This window comes from Arthrobacter sp. NEB 688, assembly GCF_013201035.1.
GTDB lineage: Bacteria > Actinomycetota > Actinomycetes > Actinomycetales > Dermatophilaceae > Phycicoccus.
The window spans coordinates 1180634-1200702 of sequence record NZ_CP053707.1 but is presented as its reverse complement, the minus strand read 5'-3'; the positions used below and the strand labels follow the sequence as shown (position 1 = coordinate 1200702).

21 protein-coding genes are annotated in these 20069 nt (G+C 74.9%); 5 read left to right on the top strand and 16 right to left on the bottom strand.

Going from position 1 to position 20069, the window contains the following annotated elements; translation table 11 throughout:
- Positions 1-40 precede the first annotated feature (40 nt).
- The 6 genes from HL663_RS05695 to HL663_RS05670 all read right to left on the bottom strand — a co-directional run bounded on the left by HL663_RS05695 (position 41) and on the right by HL663_RS05670 (position 4215).
- A complete protein-coding gene (locus tag HL663_RS05695) occupies positions 41-745 on the bottom strand; it encodes a LemA family protein (RefSeq protein ID WP_173027460.1) in 705 nt (234 codons plus the stop codon).
- 47 nt (positions 746-792) lie between these two features.
- On the bottom strand, positions 793-1347 hold the full coding sequence (pyrE, locus tag HL663_RS05690; protein WP_173027459.1) for an orotate phosphoribosyltransferase: 555 nt from the start codon (positions 1345-1347) through the stop codon (positions 793-795).
- Positions 1348-1434: 87 nt separating this feature from the next.
- The gene (locus tag HL663_RS05685; RefSeq protein WP_173027458.1) at positions 1435-1917 is read right to left on the bottom strand and encodes a hypothetical protein; all 483 of its coding nucleotides are present in this window, start codon (positions 1915-1917) and stop codon (positions 1435-1437) included.
- Positions 1918-2025: 108 nt separating this feature from the next.
- Positions 2026-2469, bottom strand: coding sequence for a hypothetical protein (locus tag HL663_RS05680; protein ID WP_173027457.1), 444 nt, complete (start codon positions 2467-2469; stop codon positions 2026-2028).
- A 112-nt stretch (positions 2470-2581) separates the two neighbouring features.
- Positions 2582-3358 carry an SDR family NAD(P)-dependent oxidoreductase gene (locus tag HL663_RS05675; protein WP_173027456.1) on the bottom strand — a complete coding sequence of 259 codons (777 nt, stop codon included), beginning with the start codon at positions 3356-3358 and terminating at the stop codon, positions 2582-2584.
- The gene (locus tag HL663_RS05670) at positions 3355-4215 is read right to left on the bottom strand and encodes an alpha/beta fold hydrolase (RefSeq protein ID WP_173027455.1); all 861 of its coding nucleotides are present in this window, start codon (positions 4213-4215) and stop codon (positions 3355-3357) included. Before HL663_RS05670 ends, HL663_RS05675 begins: the two co-directional genes overlap by 4 nt.
- 65 nt (positions 4216-4280) lie before the next feature.
- On the opposite strand from HL663_RS05670, the gene HL663_RS05665 reads away from it, so the two are divergent.
- Both HL663_RS05665 and HL663_RS05660 read left to right on the top strand, forming a co-directional pair.
- Positions 4281-5060, top strand: a complete 780-nt coding sequence (locus HL663_RS05665) for an exodeoxyribonuclease III (protein WP_173027454.1) — start codon at positions 4281-4283, stop codon at positions 5058-5060.
- A gap of 58 nt (positions 5061-5118) precedes the next feature.
- Positions 5119-5535 (top strand): hypothetical protein, encoded by a 417-nt coding sequence (locus HL663_RS05660; protein ID WP_173027453.1) that lies wholly within the window; start codon positions 5119-5121, stop codon positions 5533-5535.
- Between the two features lie 114 nt (positions 5536-5649).
- Here the strand turns inward: HL663_RS05660 and HL663_RS05655 are convergent, their stop codons facing one another.
- The 6 genes from HL663_RS05655 to HL663_RS05630 form a co-directional block, all read right to left on the bottom strand.
- A complete protein-coding gene (locus tag HL663_RS05655) occupies positions 5650-6453 on the bottom strand; it encodes a DNA-formamidopyrimidine glycosylase family protein (protein ID WP_173027452.1) in 804 nt (267 codons plus the stop codon).
- Between the two features lie 129 nt (positions 6454-6582).
- Positions 6583-7092, bottom strand: a complete 510-nt coding sequence (locus HL663_RS05650; RefSeq protein ID WP_173027451.1) for a mycothiol transferase — start codon at positions 7090-7092, stop codon at positions 6583-6585.
- A 10-nt stretch (positions 7093-7102) separates the two neighbouring features.
- Positions 7103-8776, bottom strand: a complete 1674-nt coding sequence (locus HL663_RS05645) for an MFS transporter (protein ID WP_173027450.1) — start codon at positions 8774-8776, stop codon at positions 7103-7105.
- Entirely contained in the window at positions 8757-9449 is a 693-nt protein-coding gene (locus tag HL663_RS05640; RefSeq protein ID WP_173027449.1) for an LppX_LprAFG lipoprotein, read from the bottom strand. Before HL663_RS05640 ends, HL663_RS05645 begins: the two co-directional genes overlap by 20 nt.
- A 172-nt stretch (positions 9450-9621) precedes the next feature.
- Complete coding sequence (locus HL663_RS05635) at positions 9622-12192, bottom strand: ATP-dependent Clp protease ATP-binding subunit (RefSeq protein ID WP_173027448.1); 2571 nt, start codon at positions 12190-12192, stop codon at positions 9622-9624.
- A gap of 130 nt (positions 12193-12322) precedes the next feature.
- Entirely contained in the window at positions 12323-12589 is a 267-nt protein-coding gene (locus tag HL663_RS05630) for a ribonuclease E inhibitor RraB (protein ID WP_173027447.1), read from the bottom strand.
- Between the two features lie 78 nt (positions 12590-12667).
- On the opposite strand from HL663_RS05630, the gene HL663_RS05625 reads away from it, so the two are divergent.
- The 3 genes from HL663_RS05625 to HL663_RS05615 all read left to right on the top strand — a co-directional run bounded on the left by HL663_RS05625 (position 12668) and on the right by HL663_RS05615 (position 15528).
- Positions 12668-13474, top strand: coding sequence for a TspO/MBR family protein (locus HL663_RS05625; protein WP_173027446.1), 807 nt, complete (start codon positions 12668-12670; stop codon positions 13472-13474).
- 146 nt (positions 13475-13620) lie between these two features.
- Positions 13621-14439, top strand: a complete 819-nt coding sequence (locus tag HL663_RS05620) for an SGNH/GDSL hydrolase family protein (RefSeq protein WP_173027445.1) — start codon at positions 13621-13623, stop codon at positions 14437-14439.
- A 69-nt stretch (positions 14440-14508) separates the two neighbouring features.
- Complete coding sequence (locus HL663_RS05615) at positions 14509-15528, top strand: NHL repeat-containing protein (protein ID WP_173027444.1); 1020 nt, start codon at positions 14509-14511, stop codon at positions 15526-15528.
- Between the two features lie 112 nt (positions 15529-15640).
- Here the strand turns inward: HL663_RS05615 and HL663_RS05610 are convergent, their stop codons facing one another.
- Genes HL663_RS05610 through dnaK form a run of 4 tightly spaced genes read right to left on the bottom strand, consistent with a single transcriptional unit; the run spans position 15641 to position 19686 of the window.
- The gene (locus HL663_RS05610) at positions 15641-16102 is read right to left on the bottom strand and encodes a heat shock protein transcriptional repressor HspR (RefSeq protein WP_173027443.1); all 462 of its coding nucleotides are present in this window, start codon (positions 16100-16102) and stop codon (positions 15641-15643) included.
- A 14-nt stretch (positions 16103-16116) separates the two neighbouring features.
- Positions 16117-17157 carry a DnaJ C-terminal domain-containing protein gene (locus HL663_RS05605; RefSeq protein ID WP_173027442.1) on the bottom strand — a complete coding sequence of 347 codons (1041 nt, stop codon included), beginning with the start codon at positions 17155-17157 and terminating at the stop codon, positions 16117-16119.
- A 22-nt stretch (positions 17158-17179) separates the two neighbouring features.
- Positions 17180-17797 (bottom strand): nucleotide exchange factor GrpE, encoded by a 618-nt coding sequence (grpE, locus tag HL663_RS05600; RefSeq protein WP_286175964.1) that lies wholly within the window; start codon positions 17795-17797, stop codon positions 17180-17182.
- Positions 17794-19686: a molecular chaperone DnaK gene (gene dnaK / locus HL663_RS05595; RefSeq protein WP_173027441.1), complete on the bottom strand. Its 1893-nt coding sequence runs from the start codon at positions 19684-19686 to the stop codon at positions 17794-17796. The genes grpE and dnaK overlap by 4 nt, the downstream gene beginning before the upstream one ends.
- Positions 19687-20069: the final 383 nt, after the last annotated feature.

The window sequence follows — 20069 nt, the reverse complement described above, 5'->3', positions numbered from 1 at the left end:
GCGGTGGACGCGCCGTCCACCGACCGGTGGACGGCGGCGGTCAGGCGGTGGGGGTGCCGCCGGCGGGCGGCGTGCCCGGGCCGGGCTGCGGCGCACCGGGGTCCGTCGAGGCGGGGGTCGCCGCGGGTGCCTCGCCGGCGGCCGGGCCACCGGCGTACCCGCTCGGCGGGGGGATGGTGGCCTCGCGCTGGCCGAAGTCGACCTTCGGCGCCTCGCGCTGCTCGCCGACCGCCTCGAAGTACTCGGCCCGCTCGATCTTGAAGAGGTTCGCGACGATGTTCGTCGGCACGGTCTCGACCTTCGTGTTGAGGTCGCGGACGGTCGCGTTGTAGTAGCGGCGGGCCGAGGCGATGCGGTCCTCGGTCGAGCTGAGCTCGGCCTGCAGGGCGAGGAAGTTCTGGTTCGCCTTGAGGTCCGGGTAGGCCTCGGCCACCGCGATGAGGCGCCCGAGCGCCCGGCCGAGCAGGTCCTCGCTCTCGGCCTGCTGCCCCGGCGACTGGCCGGGCGACATCGCCTGCGCGCGCGCCGCCATGACGTCCTCGAGCGTGCCGCGCTCGTGCGCCGCGTAGCCCTTGACCGTCTCGACGAGGTTGCCGATGAGGTCGTGCCGGCGGGTCAGCTCGACGTCGATCTGGCGCCACGCCTCCTGGACGAGGTTGCGCAGCCTGATCAGCCCGTTGTAGGCGGCGACCGCCCAGAGGACGAGCGCCAGCACGATGACGACGATGACGATGGTGGCGATCACGGGGTCCTCCGGGAGGGGTGGTGGCGTGCGTCGATCGTAGGGGCCGCTCAGGCGAGCCCGAGGTCCTCGAGGCCGTAGACGTGGCGGTACTCCAGCCCGGCGGCGGCGAACTTCTCGGCGGCGCCGGTGGCCCGGTCGGCGATGGTGGCGACGGCGACGACCGTGCCGCCGGCCTCCTGGACGGCCTGGGCGGCGTCGAGCGGGGAGGCGCCGGTCGTCGAGGTGTCCTCGACGACGACGACGCGCCGGCCCGCGACCGACGGCCCCTCGATGCGCTGCTGGAGGCCGTGCGCCTTGCCGGCCTTGCGGACGACGAAGGCGTCGAGCCGGCCGCCGGCCGCGGCGCTCGCGTGGAGCATCGAGGTGGCGACGGGGTCCGCGCCGAGGGTGAGGCCGCCGACGGCGTCGAAGTCGAGGTCGGCGACGAGGTCGAGCATCACCCGGCCGACGAGCGGGCTCGCCTCGCCGTCGAGGGTGACCCGGCGCAGGTCGACGTAGTAGTCGGCCTCCTTGCCGGAGGAGAGGGTGACCCGCCCGTGCACGATGGCGCGGTCGCGGATGATCTCGAGGAGGCGGGCCCGGTCGGCGGCGATGTCGGTCACGGGCACCACGGTAGGGGGTCGGCCGCGCCGGGGCCGGGCGCGACCGGTCGACGACCGCCCGGCGGCCTCCTGCGTGCCCGCTGGGGTTCAGCGGCGCCGTCGTGGCAGCGGGGTCGGCAGCCACGTCGAGCCGAGGTCGACCGGCGTCACGGCGCTGCCCCACTCCCCCGACCACCCGACGCCGCCGCGCACCAGCGGCTCGTCCGCCGGCCCGGCGGGGTCGGCGCCGTCCCAGATGTCCTCGCCGACGCGCAGCGTGCGCCCGGTCGGGCTCGTGACGACCGCGCGGGCCAGGAGGCGGAGCAGGTCCGGGCGCATCCCGTCGAGCAGGACGCGCGGGCGGTGGCGCTCGCCGTGCACGAGGAGGCGGGCCAGCGTCGGGACGTCGTCCGGGCGCACGCGGGTGCCGGTGAGGCAGAGCCGCTGCACCTCGAGGAGGAGCGCCTGCCGGGCCGCCGCGCCGAGGCGGGTCAGTGCGTGCCGGTGCGCCGTCTCCTGCCAGTCGGCGGGGGCGGTGCGGAGGAGGTGGCGGTACTCGCGGAGCACCGCGGGCTCGGCGGCCGGGCGCACCCTCGCGATGCTACGTCGCGGCCGCGGCGCCGGGAAGCCCCCCGCAGCCGCGGCCGCGCGGGACCGCACGGGCCGGTCGCGGAGGGGGTGGACCGGCCCGTGCGGCGTTCATCCGGCGCGCTCGAGCAGCCGCTCGGCCGCCGCGCCGAGGACCTCCTGCATCTCGGGGTCGTGGTCGTACTGCTCGGCGAGGGCCGCGGCCGCGAGCGCGGCCCCGGTGAAGAGCTGTCCCTCGTCCCAGCCCCGCTGGCCGAGGGTCCTCGGCTTCGGCCACTTCTTCGGCCAGCCGGTCCCGCACCAGTCGTCGATCTCGTCGAGCAGCGCCCGGCCCCCGCCGTCCCGCCCCCCGACGATGATGATCGAGGTCCAGAGCAGCGACTCGAGCATCCGGGCCCCGACGGCCGCCTCCTGCGGCGGCAGCGGCTGCGGGTTGAGCTCGACCTGCTCGTACCGACCCGCGACCCGCCAGGCGGGACCGTGCGGGACGATGGCGTCCCACGCCTGCGGGGGGATGCGCACGACGTGGGCCAGCGCCTTCCAGCTGAGTGCCATGGTGACTCCTTCCGTGTCCCGCCGGTGCGGGTCACCGGGAAGGAGTGGGCAGGCACCTCCGCTGATACGCCCGGCGCCACCCGGCGCCACCCGGCGTCCCCGACGGCGTCGCTCAGCCGCGCCCGCGCAGGCGCTCGACGAGCCGCGCCCCGCCGCCGCGCACGAGGGGGCGCGGGGCCATCCGCACCGCGAGCGAGAGCGCCTTCCACTGCGGCCCCGGGACGGAGACGACCCGACCGGCCGCCGCGTCGGCCAGGCCCTGGCGCGCCACCTCGTCGGCGTCGAGCCACATCCCGCGCGGCACCCCCGGCAGCGCCATCCGGGCGCGCTCGTGGAACTCGCTGCGGGTCAGGCCCGGGCAGACCGCCGTGACGGTGACACCGGTGCCGGCGAGCTGGCCCGCCAGCGCCTCGGACAGCACCGTGACGTAGGACTTCGCCGCCGAGTAGGGGCCGCTCGCCGTGAACGACGCGACCGAGCTGATGTTGACGATGCGTCCGCTGCCCCGCGCGCGCATCGCCCGGCCGGCCGCGTGGCAGGTGAGCAGGACGGCCCGCACCATGACGTCGAGCGCGGCCTCCTCGCGACCGATCTCGTTGTCCAGGAACGGTTGCTGCTGCCCGAGACCGGCGTTGTTGACGAGCACCTCGACCGGGCGGTCCTCGTCCGCGAGGCGCCGGCAGACCTCCTCGGTCTGCGCGCGGTCGGCGAGGTCGGCGACGAGCACCTCGGTCGCGACGCCGTGCCGCGCGCGCAGCTCGGCGGCCAGGCGCTCGAGACGGGCACGGTCGCGCGCGACGAGGACGACGTCGTGGCCGTCGTGGGCGAGGCGCTCGGCGAAGGCGCGGCCGATGCCGGCGGAGGCGCCGGTGACGAGGGCGGTGGTCATCGCCGCACCTCGGTCGCCAGAAAGCCGGTCAGCGCGTCGAGGACCTCGGCCGGCGACTCCTCGGCGCAGAAGTGACCGCCCGGGACGGGGTGCCCGCGCACGTCGTCGGCGTACGACCGCCAGACGTCGAGGACGTCGTAGGTGCGGGCGACGAACCCCTGCTCGCCCCAGAGGACGAGGAGCGGGCAGGCGACGCGCCGGTCGCGGCTCGCGCGGTCGTCGTCGAGGTCCGGGCCGAGGGCGGCGCGGTAGTCCTCGCAGCTCGCGTGGACGGCCTCGGGGGTCGAGAAGCAGCGCACGTACTCGCGCACCGCCTCCTCGTCGAAGACGGTGCCGGGCGCCGACCAGCGGCGCAGCGTCTCGCGGAGGTAGAACTCCGGGTCGGCGCCGACGAGCCGCTCGGGCAGGCCGTCCGGCTGCGCGAGGAGGAACCAGTGGTAGTAGCCGGTCGCGAAGGCGGCGTCGGCGTGCTCGACCATGTGCAGCGTCGGGGCGATGTCGAGGACGGCGAGCCGCTCGACCCGCTCGGGGTGGTCGAGGGCGAGGCGGTGGCCGACCCGGGCGCCGCGGTCGTGGCCGACGACGGCGAACCGGTCGTGGCCGAGGTCGTCCATGACCCGCACGACGTCGGCGGCCATCGCCCGCTTGGCGTAGGTGCGGTGCGCGGGGTCGCCCCCCGGCTTGTCGCTGTCGCCGTAGCCGCGCAGGTCGAGCGCGACGACCTCGTGGCCGGCCGCGACGAGGCCGGGCGCGACGCGGTCCCACATCCGGTGGGTCTGCGGGTAGCCGTGGAGGAGGACGACCGGCGGTCCCTCGCCTCGGCGGGTGACGTGGAGGGCGGGCTCGGCGGCGTCCATCGCCCCAGCCTGCACCGCGGGGACGGGTCGCGAGCGCCGTCGGTGCGCCTCGTTAGGGTTGCCGCGTGCGCATCGCCACCTGGAACGTCAACTCCATCCGCTCCCGCATCGACCGCGTCGAGGCCTGGCTCCAGCGGGCCGACGTCGACGTCCTCGCGATGCAGGAGACCAAGGCCAAGGACGAGCAGTTCCCGTACGAGCGGCTGCGCGCGCTCGGCTACGAGGTCGCGCACCACGGCGTCAGCCAGTGGAACGGCGTCGCGGTCCTCTCGCGGGTCGGGCTGGAGGACGTGCAGGTCGGGTTCGACGGCGACCCCGGATGGGGCGAGCCGCTCGCGCCGGAGGCCCGCGCCATCGGCGCCACGTGCGGCGGGGTGCGCGTGTGGTCGGTCTACGTCCCCAACGGCCGCGCCCTCGACGACCCCCACATGGCCTACAAGCTGACCTGGCTGCGCGAGCTGCGCGACCGGGCGGTCGAGTGGTCCGCCGACGGCACGCCGGTCGCCCTCTGCGGCGACTGGAACATCGCGCCGCAGGACGAGGACGTCTGGTCGATGGAGTACTACCTCGACAAGTCGCACGTCAGCCCGCCCGAGCGTGCGGCGTTCGCGGCCTTCCTCGACGCCGGCTTCGTCGACGTCGTCCGGCCGCACACCCCCGGCGCGTACACGTACTGGGACTACCAGCGCCTCGCCTTCCCCAAGAAGCGCGGGATGCGCATCGACTTCGTCCTCGGCTCCCCGTCCTTCGCCTCGCGGGTGGCGGGGGCGGCCATCGACCGCGAGGAGCGCAAGGGCACCGGCGCGAGCGACCACGCGCCGGTCGTCGTGCAGCTCGACGACTGAGGGGTCGGCCCGCGGGCAGGGCGTGACGGACGTCGGTGGCCGGGGTTACCGTGCGGTGATGACCCGCCCGCCCCACGAGAACGTCGCGACGGTCCTCGTCGACCCGGCGGTGCTCGGCGCGCTCGAGGTGGCCCTCATGCACCTCGACCTGCGGGTCTGGCCGATGGCCACCGCCCCGGTGCCGGGCGACGGGCCGCGCCGGGCGTTCCAGTACCGGCGGCGCGTGCTCACCGCGCGCCGGGGCGCGTGGGACGACGCGCAGGGCTGGGTGCCGGTGTGGGTGTCCTTCGGGGCGTCGTGGCGCTCCGGGGCGGACCCGCTCCCGTGGGCCGCCCACGCCGCGCTCTGGGACGAGCTCGCGCGCTGGGGCGACCGCGTCCGCTACCGCAAGTGGCTGACCGGCGTGCCGCCGCTGCCCGTGCCCGTCGGCGTCGACGGCGCCGGCACGAGCCCGGGCACCCGCCGCCGCGCCTGACCCGCCCGGACGTCCCCGGCCCCACCCGCTCGCCGTCTCGTCCTCGGCGCGCGCTACACCGCAGTACGTCTCGCTGGAGCAGCACTTACTGCGGTGTAGCCCGGACCCGAGGGGTCAGACCTGCTCACGGGGGCAGAACCACGTCGTGCGCCCGCCGACCGTCGCGCGCGCCATCTCGCTGCCGCAGCGCGGGCAGTGCCCGGACGCCCCGCGGTGCGGTACGACCTCGAGGGTGTGGACGCCGCCCTGCCGCACGGCGGTCCGGACGGCCGAGCGCAGCTGCCGCCGGAGGGCGTCGAGGTCGTCCGTCCGCAGGGTGTCGACGGTGCGGCGCGGGTCGACCCCGGCCTGCCACAGGACCTCGTCGGCGAGCAGGTTGCCGACCCCGGCGACCACCGACTGGTCGAGCAGCCGGGCCTTGACGGGCGCGCGCCCGCGGCCGACGCGCTCGCGGAACTCCTCGCGGCCGATCTCGGCGGCGTCCGGGCCGAGGGCGTCGATGTCGGGGTCGAGGCGCACCCGCCCGAGGCGCCGCGGGTCGAGCAGCCGCAGCCGCCCGCCACCCTCGAACGTCAGCGAGAACCGGTACCACTCCTCGCGGGGCGTGCGGGCCGAGCGCCGCGGGGGCACGTAGTCGCCGCCGACGTCGTCACCATCGGGCCCGGTGACGACGATGCGTCCGCTCATCCCGAGGTGGATGCCCAGGGTCGGCGCGTCGCCGCCGAGCTCGCACCACATCGACTTGCCCCGGCGGTGCGCGGCGGTCAGCCGGTGCCCGACGAGGGCGTCCCGGATCTCGCCGTGCCGGTGCGGACGGCACTCCCAGGTGTCCGCGTCGTCGACCTCGACGATGGTGCGGTGCAGACCTCCCCGCTCGATGACGGCGCGGGCGGACTCGACCTCGGGCAGCTCGGGCATCTGCCGATCCTCGCCGCTCGCAGGCGCCCGACCGGCTCCCAGCACCGGATCTCCCGCGAACGTGTGTGAAGAACGTCGGCATGTCGACGTTCTTCACACACGTTCGGGGAGGGGGAAGGGCGGTGCGGGTCAGGCGCGGTCGAGCATCCCCGCGGCGTAGGACGCCTGGCCGACGTGCTGCGTCGCGTCGTTGAGGGCGCTGACGAGCCGGACCGCGAGGGTCACCGGCGGGTCCCAGTCCTCGTCGACGACGCGGTCGAGCGACTCGGGGGTCACCTCGGCCAGCGCGTCGGCGACGAGCGCATACGTGGCGTCGAAGTAGCCGCGGAGGTTCTCGGCGGAGGCCGTGACCGCGAGGACGTCGGCGTAGGACATCCCGTAGCCGTGGGCGCTGGCCGGGAAGGGCAGCCCGAAGCGCTCGAACCATCCGCCCGAGGTCCAGACGACGTCGCGGTCGAAGGCGTCGGCGACGTGGGTGTCGAGGACGCGGGTCAGGTGCCAGACGAGCCAGGCGACGGTGTTGGCGCCCTCGGCGGGCGGCTGCGCGAGACGGTCCTCGGGGACGTCGTCGAGCAGGCCGTGCACGGTGTCGCGCACCCGGTCGAGGACGTCGGTGAGCAGGTCGTTGACGGAGGCCATGGGGCCGACGCTACGCCCGGCGCAGGACCTCGGACGCCCCGCGGTCCGCCCCGTCCGGATGGCTCGGGCGCCGGCCCAGCGTCAGTGCGACGGCGGCGCCGGCGAGCGCCGCGAGGGCAGCCCCGCGGAAGACCGAGGTGACCTGCACGACGGCCGCGGCCCGCAGCGCGTCGGCGTCGGTCGGGTCCGGCAGCGCGGCGACCGCCCCGTAGTAGCGGTGCAGGCCGATGGCCGTGAGCAGCGCGAGGCCGACGACCATCCCGACCATCCGGGCGACGACGACGAGCGAGGAGGCGGCGCCGTGGGTGTCCTCGGACGACTCGGCGAGCGCGGCGTCGTTGACCGGCGCCAGCGCCAGGCCGATGCCGAGCCCCGTGAGCGCGAGCACCGGCGTGGCCGTCCATCCGGACAGGGACGTCGCGCCCCACGTCGACATCACCCCGAGACCGAGAGCGGTGAGCCCCAAGCCCGCCCCGGCGACGACGCCCGGCCCGAGGCGGCGCAACGCCCACCCGCCGGCGAGGGCGCCGACGGGGACGGCGAGCAGGAAGCGGACGAGGACGAACGCCGCCTCGGTCTCGTCGCCGCTGAGGACGACCCGGGCCATGAGGGGCACGTCGACGACGACCGCGACGAGGGCGACCCCGACGAGCAGCGACACGACGAGCGCGCGGACGAGCCGTCCGCGGACCAGTCCCCGCGGCACGAGCGGGGCCACCGCGCGCCGGTGGTGGACGAGGTAGGCGAGCGCGAGGAGCGCGGCGACCGGCAGCAGCGCGTACCCGAGCGGGCCGACGACCTCCTGCTCGGGCCGGGCCGCGGCGAAGGTGAGGACGACGCACCCGAGGGCGCCACCGACGAGGGCGGCCCCGAGCAGGTCGACCCGGCGGACCGCCGACCACCGGCCGCGCAGCCACGCGCCGAGGGCGGCGACGAGGAGCACGAGCGCCACGACACCGACGGGCGTCGCGAGGCGCGAGCTGGCGTCGCCGAAGGGGACGAACGGGACGCCGAGCGACACGCTCGTCACGAGCGCCTCGGGGGCGGCGAGGGCGAGCCAGCCGACGACGGCGGCGAGCATCGCGAGGACGGTCGGGATGACGCGTGGGCGTTGCGGCACACCGCCGCCCGTGACGACGACGGCCCCGGCGAGCACCACCCCGGCCGCGGCGCCGAACCAGAAGATGGCGCGCCAGTCGGCGACCGCGAGCACCGCGGCGCCGAGCACCGGCCCGAGGACGGACCCGAGCTCCTGCACCGCGCCGACGACGCCGAGCGGGATGCCGCGGCGGCCGGGCGGCCAGAGGTCGGCGACGAGCGCGAGCGTCGCGGGCACGAGGCCACCGCCGCCGGCGCCCTGGACGACGCGCCCGGTCACGAGGACCGGCAGCTCGGTGGCCAGCGCCGTCACGACCGACCCGACGACGAAGACGGCGAGGCAGGCGAGCAGGACGCGCCGGCGGTCGACGACGTCGGCGACCCGGCCGACGAGCGGCAGCACCGCGACGTAGCCGAGGAGGAACCCGGAGACGATGGGCGTCGCCCGCTGGAGGGAGTCGATGCCGACCCCGACGCCGCGCATCATGTCGGTCAGCGCGAGGACGACGACGTAGGTGTCGGCGGCCGCGAGCGCGACGGCGACGGACGCCGCGCCGAGCAGGGCCCTAGGGGCGGTCGACGACAACGGGGGCGCCGTACTCGGTGAGCGTCAGCGTGTACGTCGAGTCCGACCCGCCGAAGAACGGGCCGACGAGGGTCGCGGTGCGCAGCTGGTCGGCGTCGGTCAGTCCGTAGGTCACCTTGTACGTGCCGTCGCCCTCGCCGAGGTGGAAGAGGTCCTCGACGCGCTGGGCCGGGAGGGTGCCCGAGATCTGCGTCAGGACGTCGCGGCCGGCCCGGACCTGGCCGCCGGCCGTCGGGGACGCGGTCTCGGGCAGCAGCCCGGCGATGCCCTTGCCGGGGTCGAAGAAGGTCGCCGGGTTGGGGGCGTTGAGGGTCGAGAGGTCGAACGGCTCGAAGTCGGGGGTGAAGAGCTTGAGCCAGGTCTCGTCGCCGATCGCGATGACCTCGACGGTGGCGCCGACGCCCTTGACGGTGCCGGTGATCGTGCCCCGGAACTTCGGCTCGGTGGCGCTGACGACCCCGCCGCCGGTGGCCGCCGTCACGCCGTTCTGGCGCCCGGGGACGTCCGCGCTCTTGAGGTCGAGGGTGACGGTGCCGGCCTTCTCGAGCGTGGCGCGGGCGGCCTCGAGGCGCTGGGTGGGGCTCTTCGCGGGCGCCTCCTGCGCGCCGGAGCACCCCGCGGGGAGCGCGACGGCCGCGGCCAGGAGGAGGGCGGGGAGCAGGCGGGCGCGCATGGCGGTCAGGGTAACCGGCGCGCGGCCGGCGCCGCCGCAGGTCGGCACCGGCCGGTCGGGACCCCGGTTCGTCCACGAGACCCCGGTGCGGGACCGGGGTCTCGTGGACTTCTCGGGGTCACCCCGAGATGCGGGGGCGGGTGGGGTGGCCGGGGTCGCTGCGCGGGTGGGCTCAGGCGAGGGCCAGGCCGTCGCCGGTCGCGTCGAGGTCGACGCGCACGGTGTCACCGTCGCGCACCCGGCCGGCGAGCAGGGCCGTGGCCAGGCGGTCGCCGACCTCCTTCTGCACGAGCCGGCGCAGCGGGCGCGCCCCGTACGCCGGGTCGTACCCGGTCGCCGCGAGCCAGGCCTTGGCGTCGGCCGACACCTCGAGCGTGATCCGGCGGTCGCGCAGCCGGGTCGAGAGCGCCCGCACCTGGAGGTCGACGATGTGGGCGAGCTCGTCGCGCGAGAGCGGGTCGAAGACGACGACCTCGTCGAGCCGGTTGAGGAACTCCGGCTTGAACGCGCCCCGCACGGCGGCGAGCACCGCGTTGCGCCGCGCCTCGGGGTCGAGCGTCGGGTCGATGAGGTACTGCGACCCGAGGTTGCTCGTCATGACGAGGATGACGTTGCGGAAGTCGACCGTGCGCCCCTGGCCGTCGGTGAGCCGGCCGTCGTCGAGCACCTGCAGGAGGATGTCGAACGTCTCCGGGTGGGCCTTCTCGACCTCGTCGAGCAGCACGACCGAGTACGGGCGGCGCCGCACGGCCTCGGTCAGCTGGCCGCCCTCCTCGTAGCCGACGTAGCCGGGCGGGGCCCCGACGAGCCGGGCGACCGAGTGGCGCTCGGAGTACTCGGACATGTCGAGGCGGACCATCGCCCGCTCGTCGTCGAAGAGGAAGTCCGCGAGCGACTTCGCGAGCTCGGTCTTGCCGACGCCCGTCGGGCCGAGGAAGAGGAAGGACCCGGTCGGCCGGTCGGGGTCGGCGATGCCGGCCCGGCTGCGGCGCACCGCGTCCGAGACGGCACGGACGGCCTCGGTCTGGCCGATGAGCCGCGCGCCGATGATCGACTCCATCGAGAGCAGCTTCTCGGTCTCGCCCTGGAGCAGCCGGCCGGCGGGGATGCCGGTCCAGGCCGCGATGACCTCGGCGATGTCGTCGGCCCCGACGCGCTCCTTGACCATGAGGTCGGCGCCACCGAGGGCGGTCTCGGCGGCCTGCGCGGCGTCGAGCTCCTTCTCGAGCGCGGGGATGTCACCGTAGAGGACGCGCGAGGCGCCCTCGTAGTCACCGTCGCGCTGGAGGCGGTCGGCGCGGGTGCGCAGGTCGTCCAGGCGCGCCTTGAGGTCGCCGACGCGGTTGAGGCCCTCCTTCTCGGCGGCCCAGCGGGCGTTGAGCGCGTCGAGCTGCTCGGTCGCGTCGGCGAGGTCGGCGCGCAGCCGGCCGAGCCGCTCCTGCGAGGCCTCGTCGGTCTCGCGGCCGAGGTGCAGCTCCTCCATCTTCAGGCGGTCGACCTGACGGCGCAGGACGTCGATCTCGACGGGGCTGGAGTCGATCTCCATCCGCAGCCGGGACGCGGCCTCGTCGACGAGGTCGATCGCCTTGTCCGGCAGCTTGCGACCGGTGATGTACCGGTCCGAGAGCGCCGCCGCGGCGACGAGCGCGCTGTCCTCGATCTCGACCTTGTGGTGCGCCTCGTAGCGCTCCTTGAGGCCGCGCAGGATGGCGACGGTGTCCTCGACGGAGGGCTCGCCGACGAACACCTGCTGGAAGCGGCGCTCGAGGGCGGGGTCCTTCTCGATGTGCTCGCGGAACTCGTCGAGGGTCGTCGCGCCGACGAGGCGCAGCTCGCCGCGCGCGAGCATCGGCTTGAGCATGTTGCCGGCGTCCATCGCCGACTCCCCGCTCGCGCCGGCGCCGACGACGGTGTGCAGCTCGTCGATGAACGTGACGACCTGGCCGTCGCTGCCCTTGATCTCCTCGAGGACGGCCTTGAGCCGCTCCTCGAACTCGCCGCGGTACTTCGCGCCGGCGACCATCGCCGCGAGGTCGAGGCTGACCAGCCGCTTGCCGCGCAGCGACTCGGGGACGTCGCCGTCGACGATGCGCTGGGCGAGGCCCTCGACGACGGCGGTCTTGCCGACGCCGGGCTCGCCGATGAGGACGGGGTTGTTCTTCGTGCGGCGCGAGAGGACCTGGACGACGCGGCGGATCTCCTCGTCACGGCCGATGACCGGGTCGAGCTGGCCGTCGCGGGCGGCCTGGGTGAGGTCGGTGCCGTACTGCGCGAGCGCCTCGCCGGTCTCGGCCTGCGTCTCGGAGGTGACCGTGCGGCCGCCGCGCAGCTCGTCGATGGTCCGCTCGATGTCGGCCGCGCCGCGCTTCTCGACGGCGGCGAGGTGCCCGGTCTCGGCGAGCGCGAGGAGGACGAGGTCGAGCGCGAGGAAGGTGTCGCCCTTGGCGCGCATCAGCGTGTCGGCCTGCTGGAGGACCGCGACGGCCTCGCGACCGAAGGTCGGCGGCTGGGCGGTGGCGCCGCTCGTCGTCGGCAGGGCGCGCAGCCGGGCGTCGGCCTGCCCGAGGACGTGCTGGGCGCCGGTGCCCGCGGCGGTGAGCAGGGCGTCGGCGAGGGGGGTGTCGAGGCGCACGGCGGCGCTCGTCAGGTGGTCGGGCGTGATCTCGGCGTGGCCGGCGGCCTGCGCGGCGCGCTGGGCGAGCGCGAGGGCCTCCGCGACCTTCGTCGTCGGCTTGAGCTCCATCCGGGTCGTGTCTCCTGGTCGTGCGGTGGGGTGGTGACGTCATCGACAGCAACGCTCACCAAAGTTGAGTGTATTCCGCTCAAGGTGCGCCCGCCACCGGTTCGCGGACCTCCGTCGCCCGCGGACGCGCTCAGCCCGCGGGGTCGGGGTCGTACCAGCCGCCGCGCTCCTCGGCGAGGGCGGCGAAGCGCTCGCGCAGGCCCTGGGCGACCGGCCGGCTCTCGTCGACGACCATCTCCTCGCGCACGAGCACGCCCCACTCGTGGTCCTCGGCGTCGTCCTCGCCGGCCAGCGCCTCCCGCACGACGCGCACGTCGTCGAACCCGTCCTCGCGCAGGCCGTCCGCGACGTCCTCGGCGGTCTCGCGGTCGGGGAAGACGATGAGGTGCTCGGTCATCCGCCGAGTATGGACGGTGCGACGCACCGTGGGCGCCTGGCGGCGACCGGCGCCCGGCGGCCCCGCTAGCGTCGGGGCATGAGCGCCGCGACCGTCACCTCGACCGCCCCCACCTCGGCCGACCGCCTCCGTCAGGTGGGCGTCACGCTCGCCGAGGTCTTCTGCGTCATCGGCACCCTCGTCGGCGTCGGGGTCATCGGCACCCGGGTCGAGGAGTCCTCCGGCGGCGCCCTCGCCGCCGACGCGACCCTCGTCGCGCCCGCCGGGCCGGCCTTCTCGATCTGGACGCCGATCTACATCGGCCTGCTCGGCTACACGATCTGGCAGTGGCTCCCCCAGCAGGCCACCGACCGCCGGCACCGCGCCATCGGCTGGCTCGTCGCCGTCTCGATGGTCCTCAACGCCGCGTGGCTGCTCGTGACCCAGCAGGGATGGCTCTGGGCCAGCGTCGCGGTCATCGTCGCGCTCGCCCTGACGCTCGGCCTGCTCGTCCGCCGGCTCCAGGAGAACCCCTCCTACGGCCACGCCGAGACCGTGCTCGTCGACGGCACCTTCGGCCTCTACCTCGGCTGGGTCACCGTGGCGACGGTCGCCAACGTCACGACGACCCTCATCGAGAGCGGCATCGACCCCTCGGGCTTCGTCGCCGAGGTGCTCGCCGTCGTCGTCCTCGCCGTCGCCGCCGCCCTCGGTGTGCTCTTCGCCCGCAGGCTCGGCGCCCGCTGGGCCGTGGCCGTCGCGATGGCGTGGGGCCTGGGCTGGATCGCCTGGGGCCGCCTGACCGACGAGCCGCGCTCGGCCCTCGTCGGCCTCGCCGCGGTCGTCGCCGCGCTCGTCGTCCTCTCGGCGGTCGCCCGCATCCGCCGCCCGGCCGTCACGGCCTGACCGCTCCCGCAGCGAACGTGGGTGAACCCGCCGGGCCTTCCCGGCGGGTTCACACACGTTCGCGGGGGGACGTCCTCCGGTCGACCGGTCGGTGAACACTGCGCGCAGCGCTTGCCGCGGCCGCCGCGCCCGGGTCGGATGGAGCCGTGGACCCCGGCCGCCTCGTCACCCTCGGCGACTCCTTCACCGAGGGTGTCGGTGACCCGCACCTGCACCACCCCAACGGCCTGCGCGGCTGGGCCGACCGGATGGCCCGCCAGCTGGGGCGGGCCGACCCCCGGTGGGAGTACGCCAACCTCGCGCTGCGCAGCAAGCGGATCGACCAGGTCGTCACCGAGCAGCTCCCCGCGGCACTGTCCCTGCGGCCGACCGTCGCGACCTTCTTCGCCGGCGGCAACGACCTGCTCGCCGTGCGGGCCGACGTCGACGCCGTGCTCGCGCGCTACGACGAGGTCGTCGGCGCGCTGCGGGCGAGCGGCGCGACCGTCGTCGTCTTCACCGCCTTCGACCCCCGCACCGGCCCGCTGCTCGAGCCCCTGCTGCGCCGGGTGCGCGTGTTCAACCACGGCGTGCGCGAGCTCTCGGACGAGCACGACGTCCTCCTCGTCGACCACGCCCGGCTGCGCGAGTACGACGACCCGCGCCTGTGGGCCCCCGACCGGCTGCACATGAACCGCTGGGGACACAAGCGGATGGCCGCCTCCGTCCTGCGCACGCTCGGGCTCGACCACACGCTGCGCCTGCGCACGCTCGACGACCCGCCCTCCCGCACCCCGCTGCGGCAGGTGGTGCGGGAGGAAGCGGCGTTCGTCCGCGGCGAGGTCCTGCCGTTGCTGCGGCGTCGGGCCACCGGACGCTTCGAGGGCGACCTCGCGGCGCCCAAGTGGCCGGAGCCGGTGCGACCGGCCGAGGGCCTCAAGCGGCTCGCGCGCACCCGGGGACGGACCGGCGCGGCCGTCGGCTGAGGTTCGACGCCCCGCCGGCCCGCCGGGCGGCGCCGCCCCCACCCGCGCGCGGCCGGGCCACCGTGGACCATGGACACCCTGCAGCCCGCTCCCGCGACGACCTCCACGACCTCCCTCACCCGCCGCTCGGCCCTGACCGCCGGCGCGGTCGGCGTCCTCGGCGCCACCGGCCTCGCGCTCGCACCGTCCGCGGCGGCCGACGACCGCCACCACGGCGGCCGCCTCCCCGAGACCGTCCGGCTGCCGGACGGCATCCAGCCCGAGGGCATCACCTCCGGCCCCGGCACCACGTACTACGTGGGCTCGCTCAACGACGGGCGCATCGTCACCGGCGACCTGCGCCGCGGGACGAGCCGGGTGCTGCTGCCGGGCGCCGCCGGCCGTCAGCTGCGCGGCCTGCGCTGGGACGCGCGGACCGGCCTGGTCTGGGCGGTCGGCAACGTCGGCACCGAGGCCCACGTGTGGGCGGTCGACGGTCGGCGCGGCACGGTCGTCGCCGACGTCGTGGTCCCGGGCGGCGGGTTCCTCAACGACCTCGACGTCACGCGGGACGCAGTGTGGGTCACCGACTCCCGCGTCGACCGGCTCACCGTCGTGCGGCTCGGGCGGGGCGGGTGGCCGGTCCGCGGCGCCGAGCCGCGCTTCGTCGCGCTCGGTGGCGACTGGCCCGGCTACGACGGGACCAACCTCGCGGCCAACGGGATCCGCGCCCTCGACTCCTGCAGCGCCGTGCTCGACCACAGCACCGCCGGCGGTCTCTGGGTCGTCGACACGCGCACCGGCCGGGTCCGCGAGGTCGACGTGCAGGGCGGCCCGGGCATCATCGGGGGCGACGGCATCGAGCGCTCCGGCTCGACCCTCTACGTCGTCCGCGGCTCGGGCCAGGCCGAGGTCTCGGTGCTGCGGCTCGGCCGTGACCGCCGCGGCTGGGTCGCCCGCTGGCGCGGGGCGCTGACCGACGAGACGCTCGACGTCCCCTCGACCGCGACCCTCGCGGGAGGGTCGCTGTGGGCGGTCAACGCGCGCTTCGGGGTCGCCTCGCCGGCGACCGCCACCTACTGGATCACGCGCCTGCCGGCCCGCCGCTGACCGCGCCACCCCTCCGACTTCTTGCGAGTTCGCCCGCTCGACACGCCTGTCCGCGGCGTGTCGGGCGGCGCAACTCGCAAGAAGTCGGGATGTGGGTCGGTGGTTCTGGGCGTCAGTGGCGCTGCGGGCCGCGCCAGACGACGAGGGCCTGGCTGCGCGCCGCCGACCGCGGGCGCTCCCCGAGCCGCGCTGCGTACACGTCGCCGGCCGGGCTCACGGAGAACACCCGGGTCGTGCGACCGCTGCCGGCCTCCAGTGCGTCGACCTGCGCGCTCAGCTCGGCGACCCGGGCGCGCAGGGCATCCACCTGGTTCTCGAGCTCGAGGATGCGGGCGATGCCGGCGAGCGAGACACCCTCGTCCTGCGAGAGCCGCTGGACCTCGCGCAACAGCGCGACGTCGCGCTGGCTGTAGCGGCGCCCGCCGCCCTTGGTCCGCGACGGCGTGACCAGGCCCATCCGGTCGTACTGCCGCAGGGTCTGGGCGTGCATCCCGGCGAGCTCGGCCGCGACCGAGATGACGAACACGGGGGTGTCGTCGTCGGGGCCGAACGCGGTGACGTCGAGACGGGCCATCGGTGCACCTCCGGTCAGGTCGCGGCCTGCTGGAACAGGGTGGCGCGGGGGTCGGCCCCGGCCTCGGCGTCGCGCAGCGTCTCGACGGCGGCGCGGGCCTCGTCGGTCAGGCGCTGCGGGACGACGACCTGGACGCGGGCGAGGAGGTCGCCCGTGCCGTGCCGACCGGCGACGCCGCGGCCCTTGACCCGCAGCACGCGGCCGCTCGGGGTGCCCGGCGCGACCTTGACGCGCACCGGCGTGCCGTCGAGCGTGGGGACGCTGACGGTCGCGCCGAGGGCGGCCTCGGCGAAGGTGACGGGCAGGTCGACGGTCAGGTGGTCGCCGTCGCGGCCGAACACAGGGTGCTTCTCGACGCTCACCGTGAGGATGAGGTCGCCCTTGGCGGCGCCGGGGTCGCCGTCGCCGCCCTTGCCGCGGACGCGGATCTTCTGGCCGTCGCGCACGCCGGCGGGGATCTTCGTCGTGACGCGCCGGCCCTCGGCCGTCGTCAGCGTCACCGTCGAGCCCTCGACGGCGTCGCGGAAGCCGAGCGTCGTGCGGGCGTTGACGTCCGTGCCGGGGCGGGGCCCCCGCGCGCCGCGGAAGCCGCTCGCGAAGGGGTCACCGCCGCGGGCGCCACCGGCCCCGCCGCCGAACATCTGCGACAGCAGGTCGTTGATGTCCTCGCCGCCAGGCTGGCCGGCTCCACCGGGAGCGCCCGAGGAGAAGCGGACCCGGCTGCCACCGGCCCCACCGCCCCCGAAGGCGCTGAAGATGTCCTCGAACCCGGCCGCCCCGCCGGGACCGCCGGCCCCGGCGCGGAAGCGCGCGCCGCCGCCGGCCATCGACCGGACGGCGTCGTACTCCTGGCGCTGCTTGGGGTCGGCGAGGACGGCGTGCGCCTCACCGACGTCCTTGAAGCGCTGCTCGGCGGCGGGGTCCCCGGCGTTGCGGTCGGGGTGGTGCTGCTTCGCGAGCTTGCGGTAGGCCTTCTTGATCGCCGCCGCGTCGGCGTCCTTCGGGACGCCGAGGATGGCGTAGAAGTCCTTCTCGAACCAGTCCTGGCTGGCCATCGGCGCCTCCTTCCGGTCGCGGTCAGTCGGGGTCGGCGACCGCGACGCGGGCAGGGCGCAGGACCTGCTCACCGGCACGGTAGCCCGGCTGGAGGACGGTGACGACGGTCGTGCTCGTCGCACCCGTCGGGAGGTCGGCGTCGCCGGCCGGCCACGGGGCGTGCATGAGCGCCTCGTGCAGCTGCGGGTCGAACTCCTCGCCCTTGGCGCCGAAGCGCTCGAGACCGTAGCGCCCGAGGGTGCCCTCGAGCTTGTCGGCGATGGCGGCGAAGGGCCCGACGAGGTCGCCGTGCTCGCGCGCGGCGTGGATGTCGTCGAGGACCGCGAGCATCGACTCGAGGACGTCGTGCACCGCACGCTCCTGGACGACGGCGCGGTCGCGGTCGACGCGGCGCTTGTAGTTGACGTACTCGGCCTGGAGGCGCTGGAGGTCGGCGAGCCGCTCGGCCGCGAGGACCGTGTCGGGGTGGCCCTCGCCGGCCGGCGCGGCACCCTCGGCCGGGGCCTCGGCGGGCTCGCCCGCGGGCACCCCGCCGGGGGCGGTGGCCCCGGACTGCGCCGGGGCCGCCTCCTCACCGCGTCGCGGCTCGTCGTTGACCGCCTCGGTGTTGACCGAGTCGTCCATCGAGGAGTCGGTCACTTCTTCTCCTCGTCGTCCTCGACGACCTCGGCGTCGACGACGTCGTCGTCCGAGGCGCCGGCGGTGCTGCTGCCGTCGGTGGACTCCGCGCCGGGGACGTCGGCCGACTCGCCCTGCTCGGCGGCCGCGGCATAGACGGCCGCGCCCATCTCCTGGGAGACCTTGTTCAGCTGGTCGATCTTGGCCTGGATGTCCTCGGTCGAGGCGCCGCTGTCGGGCTTGATCGCGTCCTTGAGCTCGACGAGGGCCGCGTCGACGGGGGCGCGGTGCTCGTCCGCGACCTTGTCACCGGACTCCGAGAGGAACTTCTCGGTCGAGAACACGAGGGTCTCGCCCATGTTGCGCGTCTCGGTCTCGGCGCGACGCTTCTTGTCCTCGTCGGCGTGCGCCTCGGCGTCCTTGACCATCCGCTCGATCTCCTCCTTCGACAGCGCGGAGCCGCCGGAGATGGTGATCTTCTGCTCCTTGCCGGTGCCCCGGTCCTTCGCGGAGACGTTGACGATGCCGTTGGCGTCGATGTCGAAGGTGACCTCGACCTGCGGCACGCCACGCGGCGCCGGCGCGATGCCGGAGAGCTCGAAGGTGCCGAGCGGCTTGTTCTGCTGCGCGATCTCGCGCTCGCCCTGGAAGACCTGGATGAGCACCGACGGCTGGTTGTCCTCAGCCGTCGAGAAGACCTCGCTGCGCTTGGTCGGGATGGCGGTGTTGCGCTCGATGAGCTTGGTGAACAGGCCACCCTTGGTCTCGATGCCGAGCGAGAGCGGCGTGACGTCGATGAGGAGGACGTCCTTGCGCTCACCCTTGAGGACACCGGCCTGGAGGGACGCGCCGAGCGCGACGACCTCGTCCGGGTTGACGCCCTTGTTGGGCTCCTTGCCGCCGGTCAGCTCCTTGACGAGGGCGCTGACGGCCGGCATGCGGGTGGAGCCACCGACGAGGACGACGTGGTCGATCTCGCCGACGGAGATGCCGGCGTCCTTGATGACGTTCTGGAACGGCTGCTTCGTGCGGTCGAGCAGGTCCTTGGTCATCTGCTCGAACTGGGCGCGGGTCAGCGTCTCGTCGAGGTGGATCGGGCCGTTCTCGGACATCGAGAGGTACTGGAGGGAGAGGTTCGTCGAGCTGGCCGACGAGAGCTCCTTCTTCGCCTGCTCCGCCGCGTCGCGCAGGCGCTGCATGGCGATCTTGTCCTTGGACAGGTCGACGCCGGAGGTGTTCTTGACGGTCGTCAGCAGGTGGCCCACGACGCGCTCGTCCCAGTCGTCGCCGCCGAGCTGGTTGTCGCCGGAGGTCGCCTTGACCTGGATGGTCGCGAAGCCGTCGTCGGGGTCCTTGCCGACCTCGAGGAGGGAGACGTCGAAGGTGCCGCCGCCGAGGTCGAAGACGAGGATGAGCTCGTCCTCCTTGCCCTTGTCGAGGCCGTACGCGAGCGCGGCCGCGGTCGGCTCGTTGACGATGCGCAGGACGTTGAGGCCCGCGATCTCGCCGGCCTCCTTCGTGGCCTGGCGCTCGTGGTCGTCGAAGTACGCCGGCACGGTGATCACGGCGTCGGTGACGGTCTCGCCGAGGTAGGACTCGGCGTCGCGCTTGAGCTTCTGGAGGATGCGGGCGCTGATCTCCTGCGCGTTGTAGGTCTTGCCGTCGACGTCGTCGGACGCCCAGTCGGTGCCCATGTGGCGCTTGACCGAGCGGATCGTGCGGTCGGCGTTGGTCACGGCCTGACGCTTGGCGATCTCGCCGACGAGGACCTCGCCACCCTTGGAGAAGGCGACGACGGAGGGAGTGGTGCGACCGCCCTCGGCGTTCGCGATGATGGTGGGCTCGCCACCCTCGAGGACGGCGACGGCACTGTTGGTGGTGCCGAGGTCGATGCCGACTGCACGTGCCATGTGTGGTGCTCCTTGGTGTGGTGCTGGGCCGGGGCGGTGCGCCACGGACCGGGTTGAGTCGTTGTCACTCAAGTTAGCCCCGCCGACCATCCTGCACAAATCGGTGGGACGAAACTTGCGTCCACCTGACTCAACCCATGACAGGGCGGCGGTGTTCCCGATGCGCCCGGAACCCAGGCCGACCACGAAAAGCCCGCACGTGCGGGGATACCGACGCCCGGAACCCAGGCCGACCACGAAAAGCCCGCACGTGCCGGGTTACCGACGCCCGGAACCCAGGCCGACCACGAAAAGCCCGCACGTGCCGGGTTACCGACGCCCGGAACCCAGGCCGACCACGAAAAGCCCGCACGTGCAGGGTTACCGACGCCCGGAACCCGCCC

Coding starts and splice junctions, on each gene's coding strand:
- HL663_RS05605 (WP_173027442.1), bottom strand. CDS start 17,157: ATGGCCAGCCAGGACTGGTTCGAGAAGGACTTCTACGCCATCCTCGGC.
- HL663_RS05660 (WP_173027453.1), top strand. CDS start 5,119: ATGACCCGCCCGCCCCACGAGAACGTCGCGACGGTCCTCGTCGACCCG.
- HL663_RS05680 (WP_173027457.1), bottom strand. CDS start 2,469: ATGGCACTCAGCTGGAAGGCGCTGGCCCACGTCGTGCGCATCCCCCCG.
- HL663_RS05630 (WP_173027447.1), bottom strand. CDS start 12,589: ATGACCGAGCACCTCATCGTCTTCCCCGACCGCGAGACCGCCGAGGAC.
- HL663_RS05670 (WP_173027455.1), bottom strand. CDS start 4,215: ATGGACGCCGCCGAGCCCGCCCTCCACGTCACCCGCCGAGGCGAGGGA.
- HL663_RS05675 (WP_173027456.1), bottom strand. CDS start 3,358: ATGACCACCGCCCTCGTCACCGGCGCCTCCGCCGGCATCGGCCGCGCC.
- HL663_RS05625 (WP_173027446.1), top strand. CDS start 12,668: ATGAGCGCCGCGACCGTCACCTCGACCGCCCCCACCTCGGCCGACCGC.
- HL663_RS05615 (WP_173027444.1), top strand. CDS start 14,509: ATGGACACCCTGCAGCCCGCTCCCGCGACGACCTCCACGACCTCCCTC.
- dnaK (WP_173027441.1), bottom strand. CDS start 19,686: ATGGCACGTGCAGTCGGCATCGACCTCGGCACCACCAACAGTGCCGTC.
- HL663_RS05650 (WP_173027451.1), bottom strand. CDS start 7,092: ATGGCCTCCGTCAACGACCTGCTCACCGACGTCCTCGACCGGGTGCGC.
- HL663_RS05635 (WP_173027448.1), bottom strand. CDS start 12,192: ATGGAGCTCAAGCCGACGACGAAGGTCGCGGAGGCCCTCGCGCTCGCC.
- HL663_RS05640 (WP_173027449.1), bottom strand. CDS start 9,449: ATGCGCGCCCGCCTGCTCCCCGCCCTCCTCCTGGCCGCGGCCGTCGCG.
- HL663_RS05610 (WP_173027443.1), bottom strand. CDS start 16,102: ATGGCCCGTCTCGACGTCACCGCGTTCGGCCCCGACGACGACACCCCC.
- HL663_RS05655 (WP_173027452.1), bottom strand. CDS start 6,453: ATGCCCGAGCTGCCCGAGGTCGAGTCCGCCCGCGCCGTCATCGAGCGG.